The organism is Chryseobacterium sp. PMSZPI, assembly GCF_002835665.1.
GTDB lineage: Bacteria > Bacteroidota > Bacteroidia > Flavobacteriales > Weeksellaceae > Chryseobacterium.
Genome location: NZ_PIZV01000061.1, coordinates 1 through 20,130 on the forward strand (window position 1 = coordinate 1; position 20,130 = coordinate 20,130).

21 protein-coding genes are annotated in these 20,130 nt (G+C 35.0%); 15 read left to right on the forward strand and 6 right to left on the reverse strand.

Going from position 1 to position 20,130, the window contains the following annotated elements; all coding sequences use genetic code 11:
* Positions 1-404: 404 nt before the first annotated feature.
* Positions 405-866, reverse strand: coding sequence for an Lrp/AsnC family transcriptional regulator (locus CW752_RS12330; protein ID WP_101240018.1), 462 nt, complete (start codon positions 864-866; stop codon positions 405-407).
* Positions 867-1,107: 241 nt separating this feature from the next.
* Between CW752_RS12330 and CW752_RS12335 the strand changes: the two genes are divergently transcribed.
* The 10 genes from CW752_RS12335 to CW752_RS12380 all read left to right on the forward strand — a co-directional run bounded on the left by CW752_RS12335 (position 1,108) and on the right by CW752_RS12380 (position 13,886).
* The gene (locus tag CW752_RS12335) at positions 1,108-1,998 is read left to right on the forward strand and encodes an aspartate carbamoyltransferase catalytic subunit (RefSeq protein WP_027372718.1); all 891 of its coding nucleotides are present in this window, start codon (positions 1,108-1,110) and stop codon (positions 1,996-1,998) included.
* Between the two features lie 217 nt (positions 1,999-2,215).
* Positions 2,216-3,289, forward strand: coding sequence for a carbamoyl phosphate synthase small subunit (locus CW752_RS12340; protein ID WP_101240019.1), 1,074 nt, complete (start codon positions 2,216-2,218; stop codon positions 3,287-3,289).
* A gap of 38 nt (positions 3,290-3,327) precedes the next feature.
* A complete protein-coding gene (locus CW752_RS12345) occupies positions 3,328-3,681 on the forward strand; it encodes a four helix bundle protein (RefSeq protein WP_101240020.1) in 354 nt (117 codons plus the stop codon).
* A gap of 59 nt (positions 3,682-3,740) precedes the next feature.
* The gene (carB, locus tag CW752_RS12350) at positions 3,741-6,923 is read left to right on the forward strand and encodes a carbamoyl-phosphate synthase large subunit (protein ID WP_101240021.1); all 3,183 of its coding nucleotides are present in this window, start codon (positions 3,741-3,743) and stop codon (positions 6,921-6,923) included.
* Positions 6,924-7,221: 298 nt separating this feature from the next.
* Complete coding sequence (locus CW752_RS12355; RefSeq protein ID WP_101240022.1) at positions 7,222-7,659, forward strand: RidA family protein; 438 nt, start codon at positions 7,222-7,224, stop codon at positions 7,657-7,659.
* A gap of 188 nt (positions 7,660-7,847) precedes the next feature.
* Positions 7,848-8,348 carry a hypothetical protein gene (locus tag CW752_RS12360; protein ID WP_101240023.1) on the forward strand — a complete coding sequence of 167 codons (501 nt, stop codon included), beginning with the start codon at positions 7,848-7,850 and terminating at the stop codon, positions 8,346-8,348.
* A gap of 45 nt (positions 8,349-8,393) precedes the next feature.
* Positions 8,394-9,011, forward strand: a complete 618-nt coding sequence (locus CW752_RS12365; RefSeq protein WP_101240024.1) for a hypothetical protein — start codon at positions 8,394-8,396, stop codon at positions 9,009-9,011.
* Positions 9,012-9,176: 165 nt separating this feature from the next.
* The gene (locus CW752_RS12370; protein ID WP_101240025.1) at positions 9,177-11,327 is read left to right on the forward strand and encodes a TonB-dependent siderophore receptor; all 2,151 of its coding nucleotides are present in this window, start codon (positions 9,177-9,179) and stop codon (positions 11,325-11,327) included.
* Between the two features lie 245 nt (positions 11,328-11,572).
* Entirely contained in the window at positions 11,573-12,847 is a 1,275-nt protein-coding gene (locus CW752_RS12375; protein ID WP_101240026.1) for a PepSY-associated TM helix domain-containing protein, read from the forward strand.
* Positions 12,831-13,886, forward strand: a complete 1,056-nt coding sequence (locus CW752_RS12380; protein WP_101240027.1) for an alpha/beta hydrolase — start codon at positions 12,831-12,833, stop codon at positions 13,884-13,886. Before CW752_RS12375 ends, CW752_RS12380 begins: the two co-directional genes overlap by 17 nt.
* Before the next feature lie 92 nt (positions 13,887-13,978).
* On the opposite strand, the gene CW752_RS12385 is transcribed toward CW752_RS12380, so the two are convergent.
* The 5 genes from CW752_RS12385 to CW752_RS12405 form a co-directional block, all read right to left on the reverse strand.
* Positions 13,979-14,413 (reverse strand): MarR family winged helix-turn-helix transcriptional regulator, encoded by a 435-nt coding sequence (locus tag CW752_RS12385; RefSeq protein WP_228401744.1) that lies wholly within the window; start codon positions 14,411-14,413, stop codon positions 13,979-13,981.
* A 29-nt stretch (positions 14,414-14,442) separates the two neighbouring features.
* Positions 14,443-14,856: an EVE domain-containing protein gene (locus CW752_RS12390; RefSeq protein WP_101240029.1), complete on the reverse strand. Its 414-nt coding sequence runs from the start codon at positions 14,854-14,856 to the stop codon at positions 14,443-14,445.
* A complete protein-coding gene (locus tag CW752_RS12395; RefSeq protein WP_101240030.1) occupies positions 14,853-15,272 on the reverse strand; it encodes an SRPBCC family protein in 420 nt (139 codons plus the stop codon). The genes CW752_RS12390 and CW752_RS12395 overlap by 4 nt, the downstream gene beginning before the upstream one ends.
* 256 nt (positions 15,273-15,528) lie before the next feature.
* Positions 15,529-16,551: a hypothetical protein gene (locus CW752_RS12400; RefSeq protein WP_133121688.1), complete on the reverse strand. Its 1,023-nt coding sequence runs from the start codon at positions 16,549-16,551 to the stop codon at positions 15,529-15,531.
* Between the two features lie 22 nt (positions 16,552-16,573).
* On the reverse strand, positions 16,574-17,428 hold the full coding sequence (locus CW752_RS12405) for a hypothetical protein (RefSeq protein WP_101240032.1): 855 nt from the start codon (positions 17,426-17,428) through the stop codon (positions 16,574-16,576).
* Positions 17,429-17,523: 95 nt separating this feature from the next.
* Between CW752_RS12405 and CW752_RS12410 the strand changes: the two genes are divergently transcribed.
* The 5 genes from CW752_RS12410 (at position 17,524) to CW752_RS12430 (ending at position 20,107) form a co-directional block, all read left to right on the forward strand.
* Complete coding sequence (locus tag CW752_RS12410) at positions 17,524-18,036, forward strand: methylated-DNA--[protein]-cysteine S-methyltransferase (protein ID WP_101240033.1); 513 nt, start codon at positions 17,524-17,526, stop codon at positions 18,034-18,036.
* 29 nt (positions 18,037-18,065) lie between these two features.
* Entirely contained in the window at positions 18,066-18,668 is a 603-nt protein-coding gene (locus tag CW752_RS12415; RefSeq protein WP_101240045.1) for a DUF2911 domain-containing protein, read from the forward strand.
* A 3-nt stretch (positions 18,669-18,671) separates the two neighbouring features.
* Positions 18,672-19,199 (forward strand): GNAT family N-acetyltransferase, encoded by a 528-nt coding sequence (locus CW752_RS12420; protein WP_101240034.1) that lies wholly within the window; start codon positions 18,672-18,674, stop codon positions 19,197-19,199.
* Complete coding sequence (locus CW752_RS12425; protein WP_101240035.1) at positions 19,196-19,567, forward strand: cupin domain-containing protein; 372 nt, start codon at positions 19,196-19,198, stop codon at positions 19,565-19,567. Before CW752_RS12420 ends, CW752_RS12425 begins: the two co-directional genes overlap by 4 nt.
* A gap of 159 nt (positions 19,568-19,726) precedes the next feature.
* Positions 19,727-20,107 (forward strand): PEGA domain-containing protein, encoded by a 381-nt coding sequence (locus tag CW752_RS12430; RefSeq protein ID WP_101240036.1) that lies wholly within the window; start codon positions 19,727-19,729, stop codon positions 20,105-20,107.
* Positions 20,108-20,130: the final 23 nt, after the last annotated feature.

Below are 20,130 nucleotides of genomic sequence, written 5' to 3' on the forward strand. Positions count from 1 at the left end.
TTCACTTTATTTTCTCTGGTTCTTCAGAATTTAATTAATATCTAATTTATTACTAAATCCTTTTGCAAATCTAAAGGCATTCGTGGCAAATCAATATGCCCCTCACAAATTTTATCGAAGATAAAATCCTTGCGCCTTAAAAAATGAAGCTTGCTAAAAAACCTTAGCGTCCTTGCGTTATTCTAACAAAAATTTTGTATAAACGTGAAAAAATAATTTTACTGTTGGCAAGCGCAAAGGCGCAAGGAATAATTATATATACTGTTTTAAGGCGCAAGAAAATCAGAGATTTTCAGCAAATCAAAAAAATATATCATATAACATATAAAAGGATGTACTTTTTTAATTCGCTTGCGAATTCTTACTTATTTGCTTAAAGAATCTTAATGGTTTAAAATAAAAGATTACTCCAGATCGATTTTGAATTTAGTAGACTTTTTCACTTCATGAAGCACGATGGAACTATGGTATTGCCCGATGTTGGGAAGGTTTGAAATAACATTCACCGCAAATTCATTGTAAGAATTAATGTCTTTGGCGATAATCTTCAACATATAATCGTACTCTCCGGAAAGACTGATGATTTCCTGTACTTCGTCATACTTTCCGATGTGTTTCTCAAAAGTTTCCAATACTTTTTTGGATTGCTCCTTAAGACGCACATTACAGTAGACAACAATATTCAGACCCAGTTTTTCACGGTTTAAAAGACCTACATATTTTTCAATGATCCCCTGCTTCTCCAGTTGCTTGATCCTTTCATACGTTGGAGTAAAGGTAAGACCTATCTTTTCGGATATTTCCTTTACTGATAATGTAGAATTTTCCTGAATAATGCTGAGAATCATTTTGTCTTTTAAATCCATAGAACTGATTTGAGTTGTAACAAAAATATTAATTTTAAATGAGAATAAGGAAATCCCGAAGTTTTTAATTTATTTTAAACTTAATTTTTGCAGGTTCATAAAATTGTTGTATCTTTGCACCTAATGAATAAAAAAGCATTTATATCATTAGATTTACCGGGCGAAAGCGCCCTTTACGATATTTATTGTTATTAAGCGAAGATAGTTGTCTTCGCTTTTTTTATGCCCAAAAATAAGAATTATGTTTACGATTACAGAACTAAGCACCGAGAGAATCAACAGTATACTGACAGAAGCACTGGCTTTTGCAAACGGTAAAACTGCCAAAATTGAAGGAGAAGTTTTTTGCTCAAACCTTTTCTTCGAAGACAGCACAAGAACGAAAACAAGTTTTGATCTTGCAGAAAGAAAACTGGGACTACAGGTTGTTCCTTTTGATGCTTCTCACAGTTCGGTAAACAAAGGAGAAAGTCTTTATGATACGGTGAAAACGATTGAAAGTATCGGAGTCAACTTAGTCGTGATCCGCGATAAGAAAGACAGATACTTTGAAGAATTAAAAAATATTAATATTCCTGTGATCAACGGAGGAGATGGAACGGGAAATCACCCTTCGCAATGTATGCTGGATTTGCTGACCATCTATCAGGAATTCGGAACATTTGAAGGATTAAAAGTAGGGATTGTAGGAGATGTAAAACATAGCCGTGTAGCAAACTCTAATGCAGAAGCTTTAAGAAGATTGGGTGCAAAAGTATACTTCTCAGGACCGGAACAATGGTTTGACGAAGGAGCCCTGATCAACGGAACTTATATGTCAGTAGATGAATTGATCGGTGAAGTAGATGTTCTGATGTTATTAAGAATCCAGCATGAAAGACATGATGCTGCCATGAGCTTTACCGCTTCAGAATATCATAAAAGATATGGCCTGACTAAAGAAAGAGAACACGTAATGAAAAAAGAAGCCATCATTATGCACCCGGCACCGATCAACAGAGGAGTGGAAATAGATTCAGACCTTGTAGAATGTGAAAGATCAAGAGTATTTAAACAAATGCAAAACGGAGTCTTCGCAAGAATGGCCATTTTAAAGGAGGCGTTAGAAAGCAAAGGTTATACTTTTAAATAAGAGCAAAAGAAAAGAACCAAAGAGCCTCGTAGAGGCGACCTGCTAATAGCCAGTGAGCCCATCGTGGTGAATTGGTAAAAACAAACAAATAGCGAGCTCCGTAGGAGCGACCTGCTAATAGCAATGGGTGAAACCCATAGAAATAAAAGGATATAACCATCCAAAGCCCCGTAGGGGCGACCTGTTAATAAAAAAATAGAAAATCTAAATAGAAAAAATGAAGAAAAAATTAATACTGGAGTCCGGTGAAGTGTTTCATGGAGAAGGTTTCGGAGCAGATTTGGAAACTGCAGGAGAAGTAGTTTTCAATACCGGAATGACAGGATATCAGGAATTGATTTCTGACCCGTCTTACTGTGGTCAGATTGTTTGTATGACCTATCCGCTGATCGGAAATTATGGTATTAACCGTGATGATTATGAAAGTATCGAGCCGGCAATCAAAGGGCTTATCGTAAAAGAACTTTGCGATCTTCCTTCCAACTTCCGTACTCAGATCACTTTAGATGAATTGTTTAAAAAGAAAAACCTTTCAGGAATTTCAGGAATTGACACGAGAAGACTGACAAGAATTCTTCGTAATTCAGGAGTTGTGAAAGGAAAAATCGTGAATGCTGACGCTGATGAAGCAGCAGTTGCCACAGAACTGAAAGGAACCAACTTCCCAACCAATCAGGTGGAAGAAGTTTCTACAAAAACACCTTATGCCAACCCAAACAGAGGTTTCAAAGTAGTGCTGGTAGATTTCGGGGCAAAACTGGGAATTATCAGAGAATTATCTCAAAGAAACTGTGATATCATCGTAGTTTCTCAGGATACTACAGCTGAAGAAATCTTATTGATGAACCCGGACGGAATCATGCTGTCAAACGGTCCTGGTGACCCGGAAGATGTACCACACGCTTTAGACATGATCAGAGGACTATTAGGAAAAGTTCCAATCTTCGGAATCTGTTTAGGACACCAGTTAATCGGTCTTGCTTGTGGCGCAAAAACATTTAAACTGAAATTCGGACACAGAGGAGGAAACCACCCTGTATTAGATTTAGAGAAAAATACAGTAGCCATCACTTCCCAAAACCATGGATATGCAGTAGATCAGGAAAGTTTGAAAGGAACAGACCTTATCGAAACACACATCGCTTTGAACGACAGAACCAACGAAGGATTAAAACACAAAATCCACCCTTGTTTCTCTGTTCAGTATCACCCGGAAGCAAGCCCTGGTCCTGAAGATGCAAACTACCTGTTTGATGAGTTCATTCAATTGATGGAGGACTTTAAAAAGTAAAGACTTCAGATATTAGACATCAGATAACAGACTTTATCATGCATAATTTTGAAAAATTGGTTTTTTGGCAGAAATCTATAGAACTTGCAAAACAGGTTTATATCATTTGTGCAGAGTTACCTGAAGATGAAAAGTTTGGTTTGATTTCTCAAATTAAAAGGTCTGTAATCTCTATTCCTTCAAATATAGCCGAAGGAGCAGGGAGAAATAATGATAGAGAGTTTTATCATTTTCTCGGAATAGCAAATGCATCCTCTTTTGAGTTACAGACACAATTACTTTTAACCAGAGAATTAAATTTACTTGAAGCAGAAAAAGTCAATGGTTTAATATCAAATCTGAATGAAATTCAAAGAATGATTTATACATTCAAATCTAATTTAAAAAAGTAAAACATCCTGTTGGAAGTCTGAAATCTGACATCTAACATCTTGTATCTAAAAAAAGAAAAATGGCAAAACGTACAGATATAAAAACAATTTTAGTAATCGGTTCAGGACCAATCATCATCGGGCAGGCAGCTGAATTTGATTACGCAGGAACGCAGGCTTGTCTGTCTTTAAAAGAAGAAGGCTACAAGGTAATTTTGATCAACTCAAACCCTGCAACAATCATGACAGATGTGGAAATCGCTGATAAAGTATATATCGAGCCGATTTCATTACAGTTTGTAAGCCACATCATCAGAAAAGAACGTCCGGATGCATTACTACCAACCCTTGGAGGGCAGACGGGTCTAAATATGGCAGTTGAGTTGGAAAAATCAGGAATCCTTGAAGAATGCAAAGTAGAAGTATTGGGAACTAAGCTTTCTGCGATCAACAGAGCTGAAGACAGAGACCTTTTCCGTGAGTTGATGAGAGAACTGAATGAGCCGGTTCCAGAATCAGATATTGTCAATACGGTAGAAGGTGCTCTTGCTTTTGCCGATAATATCGGATATCCGGTGATTGTTCGTCCTGCCTTTACCATGGGTGGTACCGGAGGTGGTATCGCTTCTACAGAAGTAGAGTTAAAAGAAATTGCTGAATTGGGACTAAAACACAGCCCGGTGACACAGTGTCTTATCGAAAAATCAATCGCAGGTTTCAAAGAAATTGAGTACGAAGTAATGCGTGATGCAAACGACAACGCGATTGTAGTTTGTAACATGGAAAATATTGACCCGGTAGGAGTTCACACCGGAGACTCTATCGTAGTAGCACCTTCTCAGACCCTTTCAGACAGAGAGTATCAGTTGTTGAGAAATGCTTCTTTAAAAATCATCAGAGCCTTAGGTATTGAGGGAGGATGTAACGTACAGTTGGCTTTAGATCCACTCTCGTTCGACTATTATATCATTGAGGTAAACCCAAGAGTTTCCCGTTCATCAGCTTTAGCATCAAAAGCAACAGGGTACCCGATTGCAAAAATCGCTGCAAAAATTGCGGTAGGGTTAACGCTTGATGAAATCATGAACCCGGTAACAGGAAAAACATACGCATGCTTTGAGCCGGCTCTTGACTACGTGGTAACAAAATTCCCAAGATTCCCATTCGACAAATTCGAAACAGCAGACAGAAGACTTTCTACTCAGATGAAAGCAACCGGGGAAGTAATGGCGATTGGTAGAAATCTTGAAGAATCTCTACAGAAAGCAATCCGTTCATTAGAAACAGGAATCAGACACCTTGGATTAAAAACAAAACAAGCCCAGGCATTAACTGCTGAAGAAATCGAAAGAAGAATCAGAGTCTGTGATGACGAAAGATTATTCATCATCGGAGATGCTTTAAGAAGAGGATATGACTGGGAACAAATTGTAGAATGGAGTAAAATCGATAAATTCTTCATCTGGAAACTTAAAAAGTTAGTTGACTTCGAAAAAGTAATTGCTGCCAATAAATTCGATAAAGAAACATTAATCGAAGCTAAAAGATTAGGTTTTGCAGACTTGAATATCGCTCACCTTTGGGAAGTATCACAAAGAGAAGTATTCAACTTCAGAAAAGAAAATGGAGTAATGCCTGTTTATAAAATGGTAGACACCTGCGCCGCAGAATTCGAAAGTGAAACACCATACTTCTACGGAACTTACGAAGAAGAAAACGAAAGTGTAGTTTCTGATAAAGAAAAGATCATCGTTTTAGGGTCAGGACCTATCAGAATCGGACAAGGGGTTGAATTCGACTATGCAACGGTTCACTCAGTTTGGGCAATTAAAGAAATGGGGTACGAAGCGATCATCATCAACAACAACCCTGAAACAGTTTCTACAGACTTCTCTATCTCTGATAAATTATACTTCGAACCACTTACGGAAGAAGATGTAATGAACATCATTGAGCTTGAAAAACCAAAAGGAGTAGTCGTACAGTTCGGAGGACAGACAGCGATCAACCTTGCCGATAAATTAGCCTCTCATGGAGTACAGATCTTAGGAACTTCACTGGAAGATCTTGACAGAGCTGAAAACAGAGATAAATTTGAAAAAGCACTTCAGGAAATGGGAATTCCTCAGCCAAAAGGAAGAACATCCACTTCAAAAGAAGAAGCGATCAAAATTGCCAACGAAATCGGTTACCCGGTATTGGTTCGTCCAAGCTACGTTCTTGGAGGTAGAGCAATGGAAATTGTATACGCAGAAGCAGAGCTGGCTTACTATATGGAGCATGCAGTAGATGCAAGCCCTGAACACCCTGTTTTGGTTGACAAATACATGGTAGGAAAGGAAATCGAAGTAGATGCAATCTGCGACGGTGAAACAGTAGTGATTCCTGGAATTATGGAACATATCGAAAGAGCAGGAGTTCACTCCGGAGACTCTATCGCGGTATATCCACCACAGAATATTTCCCAAAGCGAAATCGACACTTTGGTAGACTACACGAAGAGATTGGCAAAAGGACTGAATGTTATCGGATTAATGAACATCCAGTACGTTCTTTTCGAAGGAAATGTATATGTAATCGAGGTTAACCCACGTTCTTCAAGAACAGTTCCTTTCTTATCTAAAATCACGGAAGTTCCGATGGCAAACCTTGCTACAAAAGCAATCTTAGGACAAAAACTGAAAGATCTTGGATACGAACACGGACTGGTTCCAAATAAAGAAGGTGTATTCGTAAAAGTACCTGTATTCTCTTTCTCTAAACTAACGAAAGTTGACATCTCTCTAGGCCCTGAAATGAAGTCTACAGGAGAGGTTATGGGGAAAGATACAACGCTTGAAAAGGCCCTTTACAAAGGATTGGTAGCAGCAGGAAGAAAAGTTCCGATGCACGGATCTATCTTGTTCACAGTGGCAGACAAGCATAAAGAAGAAGCAGCTGATCTGGCAGCAAGATTCCATGAAGTAGGATTCAGAATCTGGGCTACGGAAGGAACCGCAAAATTCTTTGAAGAAAAAGGAATCCCTTGCAAAATCGGATACAAAATCGGAGAAGAAGATGTAAATCTTATCGACCTGATCCAGAAAGGGAAAGTTCAGTACGTTGTAAATACTACTACAAAAGGTAAACAAGCTGAAAGAGACGGATTCCAGATCAGAAGGATGAGTGTGGAAAACGGGGTACCTTGTTTAACATCAATGGATACAGTAGAAGCCATCTTAAAAGTAATCGAAAGCATGAGCTTCAAAATGGAGACGATGTAATTTCGAAAAAATAAATAGTATATGACCCGCAAGAAAACTTGCGGGTTTTATTTTTGAATACTATAAACTACTAAACTTAACAGGTTTTAGAAACCTGTTAGGTTTGAAAAGAATGATGCACAAAAATGTTTAATGAACCATTTTTTTAACATTATCTGCTTAAAAATTTTAAATTAGTGAGCGAATTCATTTTAGATTAATTGATGGAAAGTTCAATATTTATAGATTGATTTTTTAAACATGACCTTATCTAAAATGGTAGTGGAATCTTTTGGAAAACTTTATAAAAATAACAATTATGCGACATCTTATATTACTTTCTTTTTTCCTCTTTTTCTGTAAAACTTTTTCACAGGAATCAAAAATAAAAAAAGAAAAATGGCATTGGAACAACAATAAAGCTAAACAAGACACTATTGCAGGTTACACACAGGTATTAAAAGTTGATAATATTTTATACATCTCAGGAGCTGTAACAAGTGAATTAACTCCCGAAGGCATTACATCTGTTTATAATGATTTAAAAGCTTCTCTGGCGAGCTTCGGAGCAACTTTTGAAAATGTTGTGAAAGAAAACCTGTTTACAACAGATATGGATAAAATGAAAAAATTGAACTACATCAGGAAAAAATTTTACAAAAAAGACTTTCCTGCAGCAACCTGGGTACAAATACAACGACTGTATATGCCTTCAGCCAGAGTGGAGGTTGAATTGATTGCGCATCTAACGAAATAATTGTTCTGTAATTTTTTGAATAATACACTGGAAATATTTAAGTGAAGTGATACAAAAATAAGGATCTGGCTTTGATTAAAAACAGTATTATTTTTTTTACTGAATTATTTATAAATTAGAGCGTTATAAATACCAGTCCGATAGCAATATTTAAAAACTGATAAAATTGCACCAAACTAAAAACAACCATGGCAGAATATTACGCAAAATCAAGCAGTTCTCTAGCTTTTGAGGTTACAAGAGACCATCAGTTCATTGGAAAGCTCACTTATAAAAGTTGGTTTCAATTCAATGCTGTTATAGAACTTTTAAATAATATAAGCTATCAGGTTGAGCCAAAAGGTATTTGGGGAACAACAATTGAGTTGAAAGATGGAGAAAAGGCTCTTTTAAAATTCAGAATGAACTGGAATGGTGAGATTGTTATACAGACTTATTTTAATGAGATAAAGAACGGTTATCTTTTTAAACACCGGGGAATCTTTAAAGAATCATTTGTCCTTACTGATGTAGAAGGAACAGAACTTTTAGTTGTAAAATCTCATCTGAAGTGGAGTATCATGAACTATGAATATCAAATAGCCACCACAGAAAATTTTGAAACATTTTCCAATAAAGAAGTACTGCTAATCATTGCATTACATTGTGCCAATTATTATATGTCTATGATGGCTGGTGCAGTGATATAGTTCTACTTTTAATTCACCGTTTTTACTCTAAGATTTTCTTATCTAATGAAATTATCACAGAAAAATTTATTTAAAAAACAAACTATAGAACTTCAGAATTCTAAAATTCATATAAAGACACAGTATTTTGGAAATAAAAACGAGTTTGATATTAGTTATGAAAATATTCTTCCAAATAAATATGATATAAAAAAGAATAATTTTGTGATTTTGGGGTTTTCTATATTTTTTTATTTATTATCGAGTGCCGTTTATTATTGGAGATTTATTGAGGGAGATCAAACTGTTGAAGGTGAAGCATCTATTGTTTGGGCAATAATTGGGACAATTTTATTAATCATTGCATTGATCTCTACTGAAAATGTTTGGAAAATAAATATTGTAAATAATCAGTTTATCAAAATTTATAAGAAAAGTCCAAATAATTCAGGTGTCAATGATTTTATTGCCAATATGTTTTATCAGAGAAATAAGTATTTAATTGAAAATTATGGAAGAGTAAATTCTAAATTGAATTATGAAAATCAATATAATAACTTCCAATGGTTAAAGAAGATGGAAGTAATAAATGAATCAGAATTTAACAGCATGATACAAGATTTGGATCTTGAATTTGGTAAACAAAGTAATAAGATAGGCTTTAGCAGACATGAGATAAATTAATTTTAAAGAATAATTAACTTTAATGAATCACAAAGGGTTTCCGAAAATTCGGAAACCCTTTATTTATGGATCTTTTTATTTAAGAATTTTCATGATTTGTATCATGTTTTTATTTAGAATTAATAAAAATAAAATAGTTTTGCAGAACTAAACTTAAATTATAACATGAGACGAACAATTATTTCTGCAGCTCTATTAGCCGTATCTATGGTGAGCGCTCAGGAAGTTGATACCATTAAAGTGGCTGAAATTCAGTCGGTATCTCTCCAAGGAACTCAAAATTACCGAACTAAAAAATCAGAATCCGTAGCAAGACTGCCTTTAGAAAACCTTGAGAATCCTACAGTGTACAATCTTGTTCCCAAAGAAATTATTAGCGAAATGAATGCTATTGATTTTAATACAGCTCTGGCCTCAGCGCCAGGAATAGTGGTGAATAACAGTGTGAATGATAGTGGAAATGATATTTTTATGCGTGGTTTCAGTTCTAATGCAACCTTCAGAAACGGGCTTACCCAAAATCCAAGGGTACAATCGGAAATAGCTAATATTGAAAGAGTAGAAGTAATTAAAGGACCATCCGGAACCTTATTTGGAGGAACGATGGCCAATTATGGCGGGGTAGTGAATGTTGTGACTAAAAAGCCACAGGAAAACTTCGGCGGAATTATTAATTATACAACCGGAAGCTGGGGAATGAACAGAATTACTGCAGATGTGAATACTCCTTTAAATAAAGAAAAAACAGCCTTGGCAAGATTTAATGTCGCAGCTTATTCCCAAGACTCTTTTCAGGATGCCGGTTACAACAAAGGACTCTTCTTTTCAGGAAGTATTATATACAAAGTGAGCGATAAAACCACTGTAACACTGGATACAGAATTCCATGCCCCTGAAAAAACATTGAATGCTTATGTAAGAAATTCAGAAAGGCTAAGCTATCATTCCATGAAGGATCTGGAAGTGGCCTATAAGAGAGCCTTTACAAGTAATGACATCGGTTCAAAAAGAACCAATTTTGTGACAATGGCTGAAGTTACCCATACATTCAATGATCGTTGGACTTCAAGAACATCTTATCAAAGAGGGGAAGCCAATGAAAATGAATCCATTTTTTTAGTTCTTAGATATTTGAACAATAACCAGGTTGAAAGAATGATTCGTCCGTTCGATAGCTATAAAATTACGACAGATAATATTCAACAAAACTTTATTGGAGATTTTAAAATAGGAAATTTAAGAAACCGTCTGGTGGTGGGAATAGATTATTTCCAGCAAACCTCAAAGTATCAATATCCTTACTATGAAGCCAATGGATATAGTAATGTTTTTATGCCTTATGATAAAGTAAATCTTGATAGCAATTCTGCATGGGATCCAATCTCAAGAAATAAGTTCCGAAATACTGCGAGAAAATCAACAGAATCAGATATTGCTACCTTCAGAACAATAAGTGGTTATGTTTCTGATGTATTAAATATTACGGATAACCTCCTTGTTATGGCTAGCTTAAGGGTAGACAGTTACAAAAATGATGATACCATTGTGAATGGGGTTGAAATTTCTACTAAAAACGGATATCCTGAAAATAAAGTTTCAGGTTATAAACAGACCCAATTTTCTCCAAAATTCGGTTTGGTTTATGAGATTGTAAAAAATGAAATTTCATTTTTTGCCAATTACGTAAATGGTTTTAAAAATTATGCGCCATCCCTTAATGAAGCCGGAGTTTTAACAAAATGGGACCCGGAACAAGGGAATCAGGTTGAAGCCGGTTTTAAATTGGATCTTTTTAATAAAAAATTACTGACAACAATAAGCTATTATAATCTGAATGTTAAAAACAGATTGGTAGCTGATCCGGGTGGAATAGGAAGCATTCAGGATGGAAATATTAAAAGTCAGGGAGTAGAAATCGGACTTATTGCCAATCCTGTTAAAGGCTGGAATATCGTGGCTGGTTACGGTTACAACGATAACAAATATGACGATCGAAGTAAAGACAGTGGAAAAAGACTTGCCTGGACGCCTAAGCATGTTGCCAATCTATGGACCAGTTACAAAATTATGGATGGAGCGTATGAAGGATTAGGCTTTGGTGCCGGATTTAATTTTGTAGATCAATCGTATATTAATATCATCAATCATTTCCTGGCCCCGGCGTATACAACTGTTGGAGCTACTGTTTTCTATGATAAGAAAAAATACAGAATTGGTTTGAAGATGAATAACGCTTTGAATCAAATGTATTGGAATTTCTATGGTCAGCCACAAAAACCAAGAGAGATTCTGGCCAATTTTGCTTTCAAATTTTAATTATAAAACAAAAATCTTAAAAGAAGTATGTCTAGTGGGTTGGAGAATGCAAAGGTATTAAGAGTTTTGAAATAGGAAGCCGTTGTAAGATGCAAAATATTACAGCTTTTGCTCAAGTTAGAGGTTTTCTGTAAATACTAATCCAATATTTTTTGCCACGAATTAACAATAAGTTCGCGTATTCGTGGCAATTAAAAAAAGTATACCGTTGCATTTCCAGGAATTAGACAACTCGATCATCAGATATGGAAAACAAAAAAACTAACCCAAAGAAAAAACAAGGGAAATCCCTGACGAAGAGAATTACCGGATGGTTACATCTTTGGCTTGGGCTCGTTTCAGGAATTATTGTACTGACCGTCACTCTTTCAGGAACAGCCTTTGTCTTTTGTGATGAAATCATCGATTTATGTGGTGGCAATGCCAAATATGTTCAGGTTCCGGCTAATGCAAAAAAAATGACTCCGGAAGAATTATTAGCTCAATTTCAAAGACAGGTTCCGGACAGGAAAGCCTTTTATTTTGATACTTATAAAGAGGTCAACAGAAGTTTCAGAATAGCCTCGGCAACCAAACCACCGAAAGATAAGGATGCCAAAAAGGCTGAAAAACCTAAAGATAAAGGTCGCGGTCCAAGAGGAATATTTGCATATCATTATCTTGATCCATATACCGGAAAAGTGTTGGGTTCCACAAAGAGCTATGAATTTTTCTATGTCGTAGCACACATACACGCTCAGTTACTGGCAGGAAAATTTGGAAAAACGGTAGTAGGAGTAGCCTCAATCATCTTTTTTATCCAATTAATTGGCGGTTTGATCCTTTGGTGGCCAAAAAAATGGAATAAGACGACAAGAACAACAGCATTTAAAATAAAATCAGGAACTAAGTGGAGAAGAAAGAACTATGATTTTCATAATGTTTTCGGTTTTTATTCTTTACTGCCGGCAGTATTTATTACCATTACCGGATTGATTATGGCATATAAGGTTTTAACGGATCTTACCCAACAAACTTTTGGAGGAATTCCGGATCCTCATAAGATCACTGAAAAATATGAACCTAAGTTTGATCCGGATAAGAAAGCTTTGTCTTTTACTGATTTTATAGACAGGAATTTCAAAGAAGTTCCGGAAGCAAAACAAATCAGGATGAGTATACCACGAAAGGATTCTACAACGGTTTACAATGTGGTTGCTGCAAAATTTATAGGATTAAAAAGTATTGTAGACGGTAAAAGCAGGGAAATCAATAAGTACACAGGAGACGAAATCAATTATCCCAAAGAAGTTCTGATGCATGAAGTCATTGAGCATATGAATTTCGATCTGCATGTAGGTTATTGGGGTGGAATGTTTGGGAAAATATTCACTTTTATCATCGGTATTATTTGTTCGAGTCTTCCTATTACCGGCTTTCTGATCTGGTGGGGAAGAAGGAATAAATCATCCAAAAAAACAAAAGAAATCAAAAATATTCATCAACACAGAAAAGAGGAACATCATGAACAAATGGTTTAAATTTTTATATCTGCCCATATTCTTGCTTTTTACAGTGGGTAAGGCACAGGAGAAATTAACAATAGGAGAGAAGCATAGCATATTTTCAAAAGTTTTAAATGAAAATAGGGAAATCTGGATTCATCTTCCCAAAACATACACTGATACAACCATTAATCCTGCAAAATATCCGGTTATCTATTTGCTGGACGGAGAAAATAATTTCGAATATTTTACCGGACTGACTGATTTTATAGCCAGAACTCCTTATGCCGATATTCCCGAATGCATTGTAGTGGGAATAAAAAATACGGAAAGAACAAGAGATCTTACCCCAACAAAATCTCAAAAGAAAAGTCCTGTAAATCCAACACTGACTCTTTTTGCAGACAGCGGAGGAAGTGAAAACTTTGTAAAATTTATTCAGGAAGAATTGAAGCCATTTATCAAAAAAAATTACAGAACACAAGAGTATTCTGTATTGGTAGGGCATTCTTTCGGAGGTTTATTTGCGATCAATACCTTCCTTATGCATCCGGATTATTTCGATGCTTATGTGGCCAATGATCCGAGTTTATGGTGGGATAATAAAGTGACGATTGCAAGAACAAATGATTATTTAGAAAAGTATAAAAAATTTCCTTCCCAAAAATCATTGTATGTTTCCCAGGCAGATAATGAGGAGCAACAGAAAAATTGGAATTCAGATATGACTCAGGCTATTGAAGAATTTAAAGGAATTGTTGAGAAAAATGGTTCATTGAATTATAAACATAGTTTTTTCAAGGGAGAAACTCATGGTACAGTTTCGTATCCGGGTAATTATGAGGCTTTGAAATTTATATTTAAAGGTTTCAGAACAGACATTAAACAACTTGCCAAAAATCCGAAGCTGCTTGAGGAAGAATATAAAAAACTGTCTGACAAATTAGGTACAGAATTTATTCCCTCGGAAACCTATTTGAATGTGGTGCTCAAATTCATGAAAAGCAATGATTTTAAAGAGGCCGAAACGTATTTTATCAATCTTAAAAATAAGCTTTATCCTAAAGTTAGATAAACTTTGGATGGGAATTAAATTTAAATAATGATACCAAAGAGGCCGCTTCCTGCATTTTATAATATAAACATAGGAAACAGCCTCTTTGTTTTTTAATCATCGGTGTTTTTAAGTAAAGTCAAAAGATTTTTGTTAAAATCTTTTTGTGCTGCTTTAAGGGTTGAGAAAAATTCTTTATCAAATTTTTCAACAGCAATAACGGCCTTTTTTATTGTTGCTTTTCCTTTTTCTGTCATTCCAATGGTTTTGGCTCTGGTATCAGTTTTATGTTCTTCTCGACTGATAAGCTCCTTTTTTTGCAAGGTTCTTACGACCTGGGAAGTTGTCATTGGGTCAATTTTCGTATGTTGAGATAAAATTATTTGTGTGACTTCTTTTTTTTGTAAGGTTAGCCAATGGGTATTGGTTAAAATCACAAACTGAGAGTGTGTTAAATCAAAAGGTAATAATATTTTCTTTATTTCTCTTTGCCAAAGGTTGGTAACTTGCCACAACAAAAAGCCACTACTATCTTCAGCTTTTTTCACACTGAATGTATTATCTTTCGAATTCATTTTTAAAGCATATTTGAAGCGATTAAATTAAAGTCTTTTTCAGAAATTTCAAAATGTCCGTATCGAAAAGGATAACCCCAGAATTTTTTATTTTCAATAAAGTCTAGCTTATCAATAAGCGGAATGATTGAGCATTCTTTACAATCATAAAATTCTATATTTCTTCGAAAAGGAATAAATGTTTCGGTCATTTGAAATGGATAAACAATATCATCTGTTACAGTACCGATTGCTGTAAAAAGCTGTAATTTTTCTGTACTATTCATTTTTATTTTAGACGAATATACCAAAATGGAATCTCCTTTTTTCATCCGCTGTAAAGGCGTTTTTTTTCCATGGCAAACTTGTATGAATTTTCCTGCAATACCAAGCAATGTGTGTTCTTTTGATAAGGAAGCAATCCAGAATTTTCTCATAATTTTTTTGCATTTTTTATTTGATTGATAATATCTTCAGGCAGGCTTTTCACAATATCATTAGCCACTAATTTTATCCATATTTTTGAAAGTAACCCTTTCATAGTCATGGTCACAGTAATTTTTAACCCATCTTCTGTTTCTTCATAAAAATGTTCACCATACATTTTCGCCAACGGAAATGAAGTTTGGTCTGTAAACTTTTTGAATGGGATTATTTCTACAAGTTTGATCTTAACTTTTGGTCCCCCTTTTGGTTTTAGCATAAAATATTCACCTACCTTAAATTCTCCCAATAATTTAGAATCTTCAACGGTTTCATCCCAATTTTTCCAATGATCAATATCTGTTGTTAGTTTCCAGATTTGTTCTTTGGTCACTTCTTTTGTTGTTACTGAATAAGATTTTGTCCACATGATGTTAATTTTATAAGTGCAAATATAATAAGCGTGCTTATTATATGCAAATGAATAATCTATTTTTTTCTATGAGAGTAGATTTTGGCTAAAGTCAATGGAATGTTTTATAAAATAAAAAAGAGGCTGTCTCATATATTTGTATTATCAAATGTAGGAGACAGTCTTTTTCTATGTGGTCGTGTAAACTTATCTAAAGATGTTTTCAGTCTCCTCAGCTTTCTTTGCAACCTCAGCTTTCCTAGCTTCAAACTTTTTAGTGCCTGTTATCACAATTGATCTTCAATGGTTTCTCTTTCTTATCTAAAAACAAAATAGAAGGGCATCCGAAAGAAGGAGCAATAAATCCGAAAGTAACAGGAGGCTTTCCTTTAAAAAGATAACCTGTCCATTGAAAATTATTGGGGTTATCTTTATTATCACCATTCAACGGATAAAACTCTGCACCATCGCTGCCTGCAGTGGTATAGGTTGTTTCAAATATTTTTTGATGATGGTCGTTGATGACGATAAGCCTGCGTTCCAAAACCATTTCATCCTCAAGCAATTCCTGTAGATAATAAGTAAGGTTCTCATATTTGGACTGAAAGGTTTGTCCGTAAGTAAGTTTTGAACCTGCAAAATATTTTTTAGAAATATCAGGACCTGACTTTTCCCATTTGATCGGCTTCATTTTATTTTCAACAAATGGATTTTTATTTCCAAAATAAGCAATAGCATTATGGAATTGGTCATAGTCTGCTATTTTTTTCTTTGATTCAATTTGAAATCCAACCATATAAGAGCCAGCGTCTATATCTTCACCTTCAGAAGCATATACATCCAGATAAGCAACAGCTTTTAACTTGCTGATGGGTGTTTTCTGAAGTTTGTTCAACTCATAATTAAAGAGATAAAGAGAATCATTTTCTGTAAGGTGAATTCCGGAAAGTAGTTTATTTCTGTGTTCAGCGTCCAGTTCCAGGTACTTTAATTGTTCAAAAAACATTTGTTTCTGTTTTTTCAAAAAGTCTGATGAAATAACATTGGGATTATTATTGATATCAGAAACAGAAATAAAGACATCTGCAAGTTCATTATTTTGTCCGGAAGAAATAGTCGTAACATCAAAAATATTGAAATTTTTATAATCTATTTCATCAACTGGTTTTGTTGCTTTTACAGCGTCACTGGAAACATTTGTTGTAGCAGGTGTTGTTGTTTTTTCCTCTTTTTTGCAACTAATGATTATCAGTGGTAAGGATAAAAGTGCTAAGGCAATCATAACTTTCTTCTTCATAAATTTTATTGATCTGTATGGTTTAATTGATTTTGTAATAAGGTTCGGAGAAATATTTGCTCGGTTTAATATAGGCTGTTTTTCTTTCGGCATCAAAGATCCAGATGAATCTTCGAAGCATGTCTGCACCAAAGTAGCTTACATTTTGTGTCTTAAGCTCTCCGGAAAAGAAACCTACGGACATATCTTTAAATACAAAATCTCCCAGTTTAAAGAAGGGGAGAATTCCCTGTTTTGTAATAAGACTTTGTCCTTTAGAGTTTTTCAACGTTTTTTCTCCGATGATTTTTAATTTTTTCTCCAGCTCTTTCTCTTCTGCAAAATCGTTGCTGTACAATATTCCTCCCGAATATCCTGATTGCAGGGCAAAGTATCCTTCCTGTTGTTTTTTTCCATCAATAACATTATCCACCATAAGGTAAAATGTATCCTGTTTCCAAAGAACAGGAATAGGTTGGTAACCTTTTAAATCAGGAAGTTTATCATACATTACAAATTGGTTATGATCATAATCAATTTTAAAGGATTTTCCGTCAAAAAGAACTGTTCCAATTTTACCATCTGCTTCTTGACCCGTGAGTTGATTGTCTAGAAATTGAACCTCTTTAAAGGATAATTTTCCGATGTCAACCGTATTATGGTCACTTGTTTCATCCTTATTGAAAATGATATGATCTGCTTTTTGCTTATGTTCAGGAGAGATGGCTCCTTCTTTCATGGCAATTTGAAACATCAGATCCAATGAATCTTTTTTATTAACCAGTGTTTTTACAATAATGTTATTGTGTTTTGTGATTCTAAAAGGAATAATTTGTTGAGCCTGTGAGTAGAAAAGTCCGGCAGAAAATAGGAAGAGAGCACTTGTTTTTTTGAGCATATTTGGTGATTAGTGTTTAAGGCTTTAAAATTACCCATTATCTTTGGAATCTGAAAATTAATACCTGAATTCGGAAAAATAGTATTTTTAAACCAATGGAAATTATACACCAAAAAACAATACAAACACCACTTGGAGAAATGATCGCTTGTGCTATAGATCAGGGGATCTGCCTCCTTGAATTCACCGATAGGAAAAATATAGAGAAACAATTCAAATCCTTATCAAAATTCCTGAATGCAGAAATTGTTGAGAAAGAACATGTTCTTTTTAACCAACTGGAAAAGGAATTAAAAGAATATTTTGAAGGGAGGCGAAAACAATTTGATGTTCCATTATTCACCACCGGGACAGAGTTTCAGGAAAAAGTATGGCAGCTTCTTCGTGAAATTCCAATGGGAGAAATCAGAACCTATAGACAACAATCCGAATTTTTAGGGAATCCCAAAGCTATACGGGCGGTAGGAACAGCCAATGGGATTAATAAAATTGCGATTTTAATTCCCTGTCATAGGGTGATTGGTTCAAATGGAGAATTGGTTGGCTACGCAGGGGGCATCTGGAGAAAACAAAAATTATTGGAATTGGAGAAAGCAATTTTGTTTTGAATTTCGTAATTTTAAACAAAAATTTACACGTGAAAAAATTACTAGCAGCAGTTTGCATCTCAGTTTCGGCATTCAGTTTTGCACAAGATTATTCGGTACCGGCGGCAAGTCCGCGCCAGAAGGTGGAACAACAATTTTCTATGTCTAAAATCTCTATCGATTATGGAAGACCAGGAGTGAAAGGTCGTAAAATTTTTGGAGATCTGGTTCCTTACGGTCAGATTTGGAGAGCGGGAGCTAACTCATCTACAAAAATTACATTTGGACAAGCCATTAACTTCGGGGGTAAAATTGTTCAGGCAGGAACATATGGACTATTTATTGTTCCTACAGAAAAAGAATGGAAAGTAATATTAAATAAAGATTTCCAGCAATGGGGAGCCTATACTTATGATCCAAAACAGGATGTAGTAGACGTTACTGTACCTGTCAATAAATTAGCAGACAAACAGGAATGGTTTGAAATTACGTTGAATCCAACTGATGAAAACTCAGCCAACCTGGTATTGAAATGGGATTATATGCAGGCAGAGGTTCCGTTAAAACCATCAAAATTAGATACGGTAATCAAGATTTCTGATAAATTGAAGGAAATCAAGAAAATAGAATCTGATTCCACTAAAAAAAGCTAAGCAATGAATTTTTCTGTTCAGCCTGTTTTAGAGAATGACGAATTTCAATTAATCCCCTTACAACAAGGGGATTTTGAATCTTTATATGAAGTAGCTTCAGACCCGAAAGTATGGGAACAACATCCCAACAAAGACCGCTACAAGAAAGAGGTTTTCGAAAGTTTTTTTCAGGGAGCTATGGAAAGCAAAGGTGCTTTTAAAATCATAGAGAAAGCTACCGGAGATGTACTGGGAAGCAGCCGTTACTATAACTATGATGAAAAAGACAATCATATTTTTATAGGATATACATTCTACGGGACAAAATCCTGGGGTAAAGGGATCAATCCGAAAGTAAAGAAGCTGATGCTGGATTACATCTTTCAGTTTGTAGACAAGGTTCATTTTCATATCGGAAAAGAAAACTATCGTTCGCAAATAGCTTTAGAAAGGCTTGGAGGTAAAAAAATTGCAGAAGAAGAGGTCGCTTATTTTGCTGAACCCACAAGAACTAATTTTGTATACGAAATCAAGAAAGAAGATTGGGTATGAAAAAATATAAAATCCAACAATCTCCGTTTGTCGTGCCTACCACAGATGGAAAATTGATTGAAGAACATTGGGGAAACTCTACAGGAAATGCTAATGTTTCGATTGCACATATGGTGGCCCCTCCGGATTGGAGTGAGCCCCATCAGACTCCTGAATTTGATGAATTTACATATATCATTTCCGGGAAAAAGCAATTTGAAATAGACGGTGAGATCGTCGTTCTTGAGAAAGGGCAAAGTATCCTCATCGAAAAAGGAGCACGAATTCGTTACAGCAATCCATTTTCTGAAGCTTGTGAATATCTTGCTATTTGTTTACCTGCATTTTCAATGGAACTGGTAAACAGGGAAGTAGAAGGAGTAGATTAGAATAATCGTTAAAATAACGAAAGGGCAAATTTGCGAATCAGCGAATTTGCCCTTTTTTAATGCCCATTAATCCTACATTTTTCAAAATTTTAATACTTATTATTTCAAATTATTTTGTAAGTTCGCGGACTTAAAAAAACAATAACTTTTTTAAAATATATGAAAAACAAATTATCGATTGTATTATCGTTAGGAATCATTCTTTCTACCACTTCTTGTGCTACCATGTTTACAGGTTCTAAGGATTCAATAACTTTCGCTTCTAATCCTGAAGGGGCTAAAGTGTTCCATAAAGGAATTGAAAAATGTGTTACACCATGTACACTTGAAATCCCAAGATCTCTAAGCAAACAAACCGTTACATTTGAAAAAGAAGGCTTTAACAGTAAGGAAGTAAAACTTACAAAGACTTTTAATCCGGTAACATTGCTTAATATTCTTTTCGGTGGGATTATAGGGGTTGGAATTGATACCGCTACAGGTTCTATCACCAAATATTCTCCGAAAAAATACGATGTGGAGCTGGAAGCTAAACAATAATTAACAATAAAAAAGGCGAATTT

Excerpts from the sequence above, each read along its gene's own strand:
- CW752_RS12330 (WP_101240018.1), bottom strand. The coding sequence starts at position 866 with ATGGATTTAAAAGACAAAATGATTCTCAGCATTATTCAGGAAAATTCT.
- CW752_RS12335 (WP_027372718.1), top strand. The coding sequence starts at position 1,108 with ATGTTTACGATTACAGAACTAAGCACCGAGAGAATCAACAGTATACTG.
- CW752_RS12340 (WP_101240019.1), top strand. The coding sequence starts at position 2,216 with ATGAAGAAAAAATTAATACTGGAGTCCGGTGAAGTGTTTCATGGAGAA.
- CW752_RS12345 (WP_101240020.1), top strand. The coding sequence starts at position 3,328 with ATGCATAATTTTGAAAAATTGGTTTTTTGGCAGAAATCTATAGAACTT.
- carB (WP_101240021.1), top strand. The coding sequence starts at position 3,741 with ATGGCAAAACGTACAGATATAAAAACAATTTTAGTAATCGGTTCAGGA.
- CW752_RS12355 (WP_101240022.1), top strand. The coding sequence starts at position 7,222 with ATGCGACATCTTATATTACTTTCTTTTTTCCTCTTTTTCTGTAAAACT.
- CW752_RS12360 (WP_101240023.1), top strand. The coding sequence starts at position 7,848 with ATGGCAGAATATTACGCAAAATCAAGCAGTTCTCTAGCTTTTGAGGTT.
- CW752_RS12365 (WP_101240024.1), top strand. The coding sequence starts at position 8,394 with ATGAAATTATCACAGAAAAATTTATTTAAAAAACAAACTATAGAACTT.
- CW752_RS12370 (WP_101240025.1), top strand. The coding sequence starts at position 9,177 with ATGAGACGAACAATTATTTCTGCAGCTCTATTAGCCGTATCTATGGTG.
- CW752_RS12375 (WP_101240026.1), top strand. The coding sequence starts at position 11,573 with ATGGAAAACAAAAAAACTAACCCAAAGAAAAAACAAGGGAAATCCCTG.
- CW752_RS12380 (WP_101240027.1), top strand. The coding sequence starts at position 12,831 with ATGAACAAATGGTTTAAATTTTTATATCTGCCCATATTCTTGCTTTTT.
- CW752_RS12390 (WP_101240029.1), bottom strand. The coding sequence starts at position 14,856 with ATGAGAAAATTCTGGATTGCTTCCTTATCAAAAGAACACACATTGCTT.
- CW752_RS12395 (WP_101240030.1), bottom strand. The coding sequence starts at position 15,272 with ATGTGGACAAAATCTTATTCAGTAACAACAAAAGAAGTGACCAAAGAA.
- CW752_RS12400 (WP_133121688.1), bottom strand. The coding sequence starts at position 16,551 with ATGAAGAAGAAAGTTATGATTGCCTTAGCACTTTTATCCTTACCACTG.
- CW752_RS12405 (WP_101240032.1), bottom strand. The coding sequence starts at position 17,428 with ATGCTCAAAAAAACAAGTGCTCTCTTCCTATTTTCTGCCGGACTTTTC.
- CW752_RS12410 (WP_101240033.1), top strand. The coding sequence starts at position 17,524 with ATGGAAATTATACACCAAAAAACAATACAAACACCACTTGGAGAAATG.
- CW752_RS12420 (WP_101240034.1), top strand. The coding sequence starts at position 18,672 with ATGAATTTTTCTGTTCAGCCTGTTTTAGAGAATGACGAATTTCAATTA.
- CW752_RS12425 (WP_101240035.1), top strand. The coding sequence starts at position 19,196 with ATGAAAAAATATAAAATCCAACAATCTCCGTTTGTCGTGCCTACCACA.
- CW752_RS12430 (WP_101240036.1), top strand. The coding sequence starts at position 19,727 with ATGAAAAACAAATTATCGATTGTATTATCGTTAGGAATCATTCTTTCT.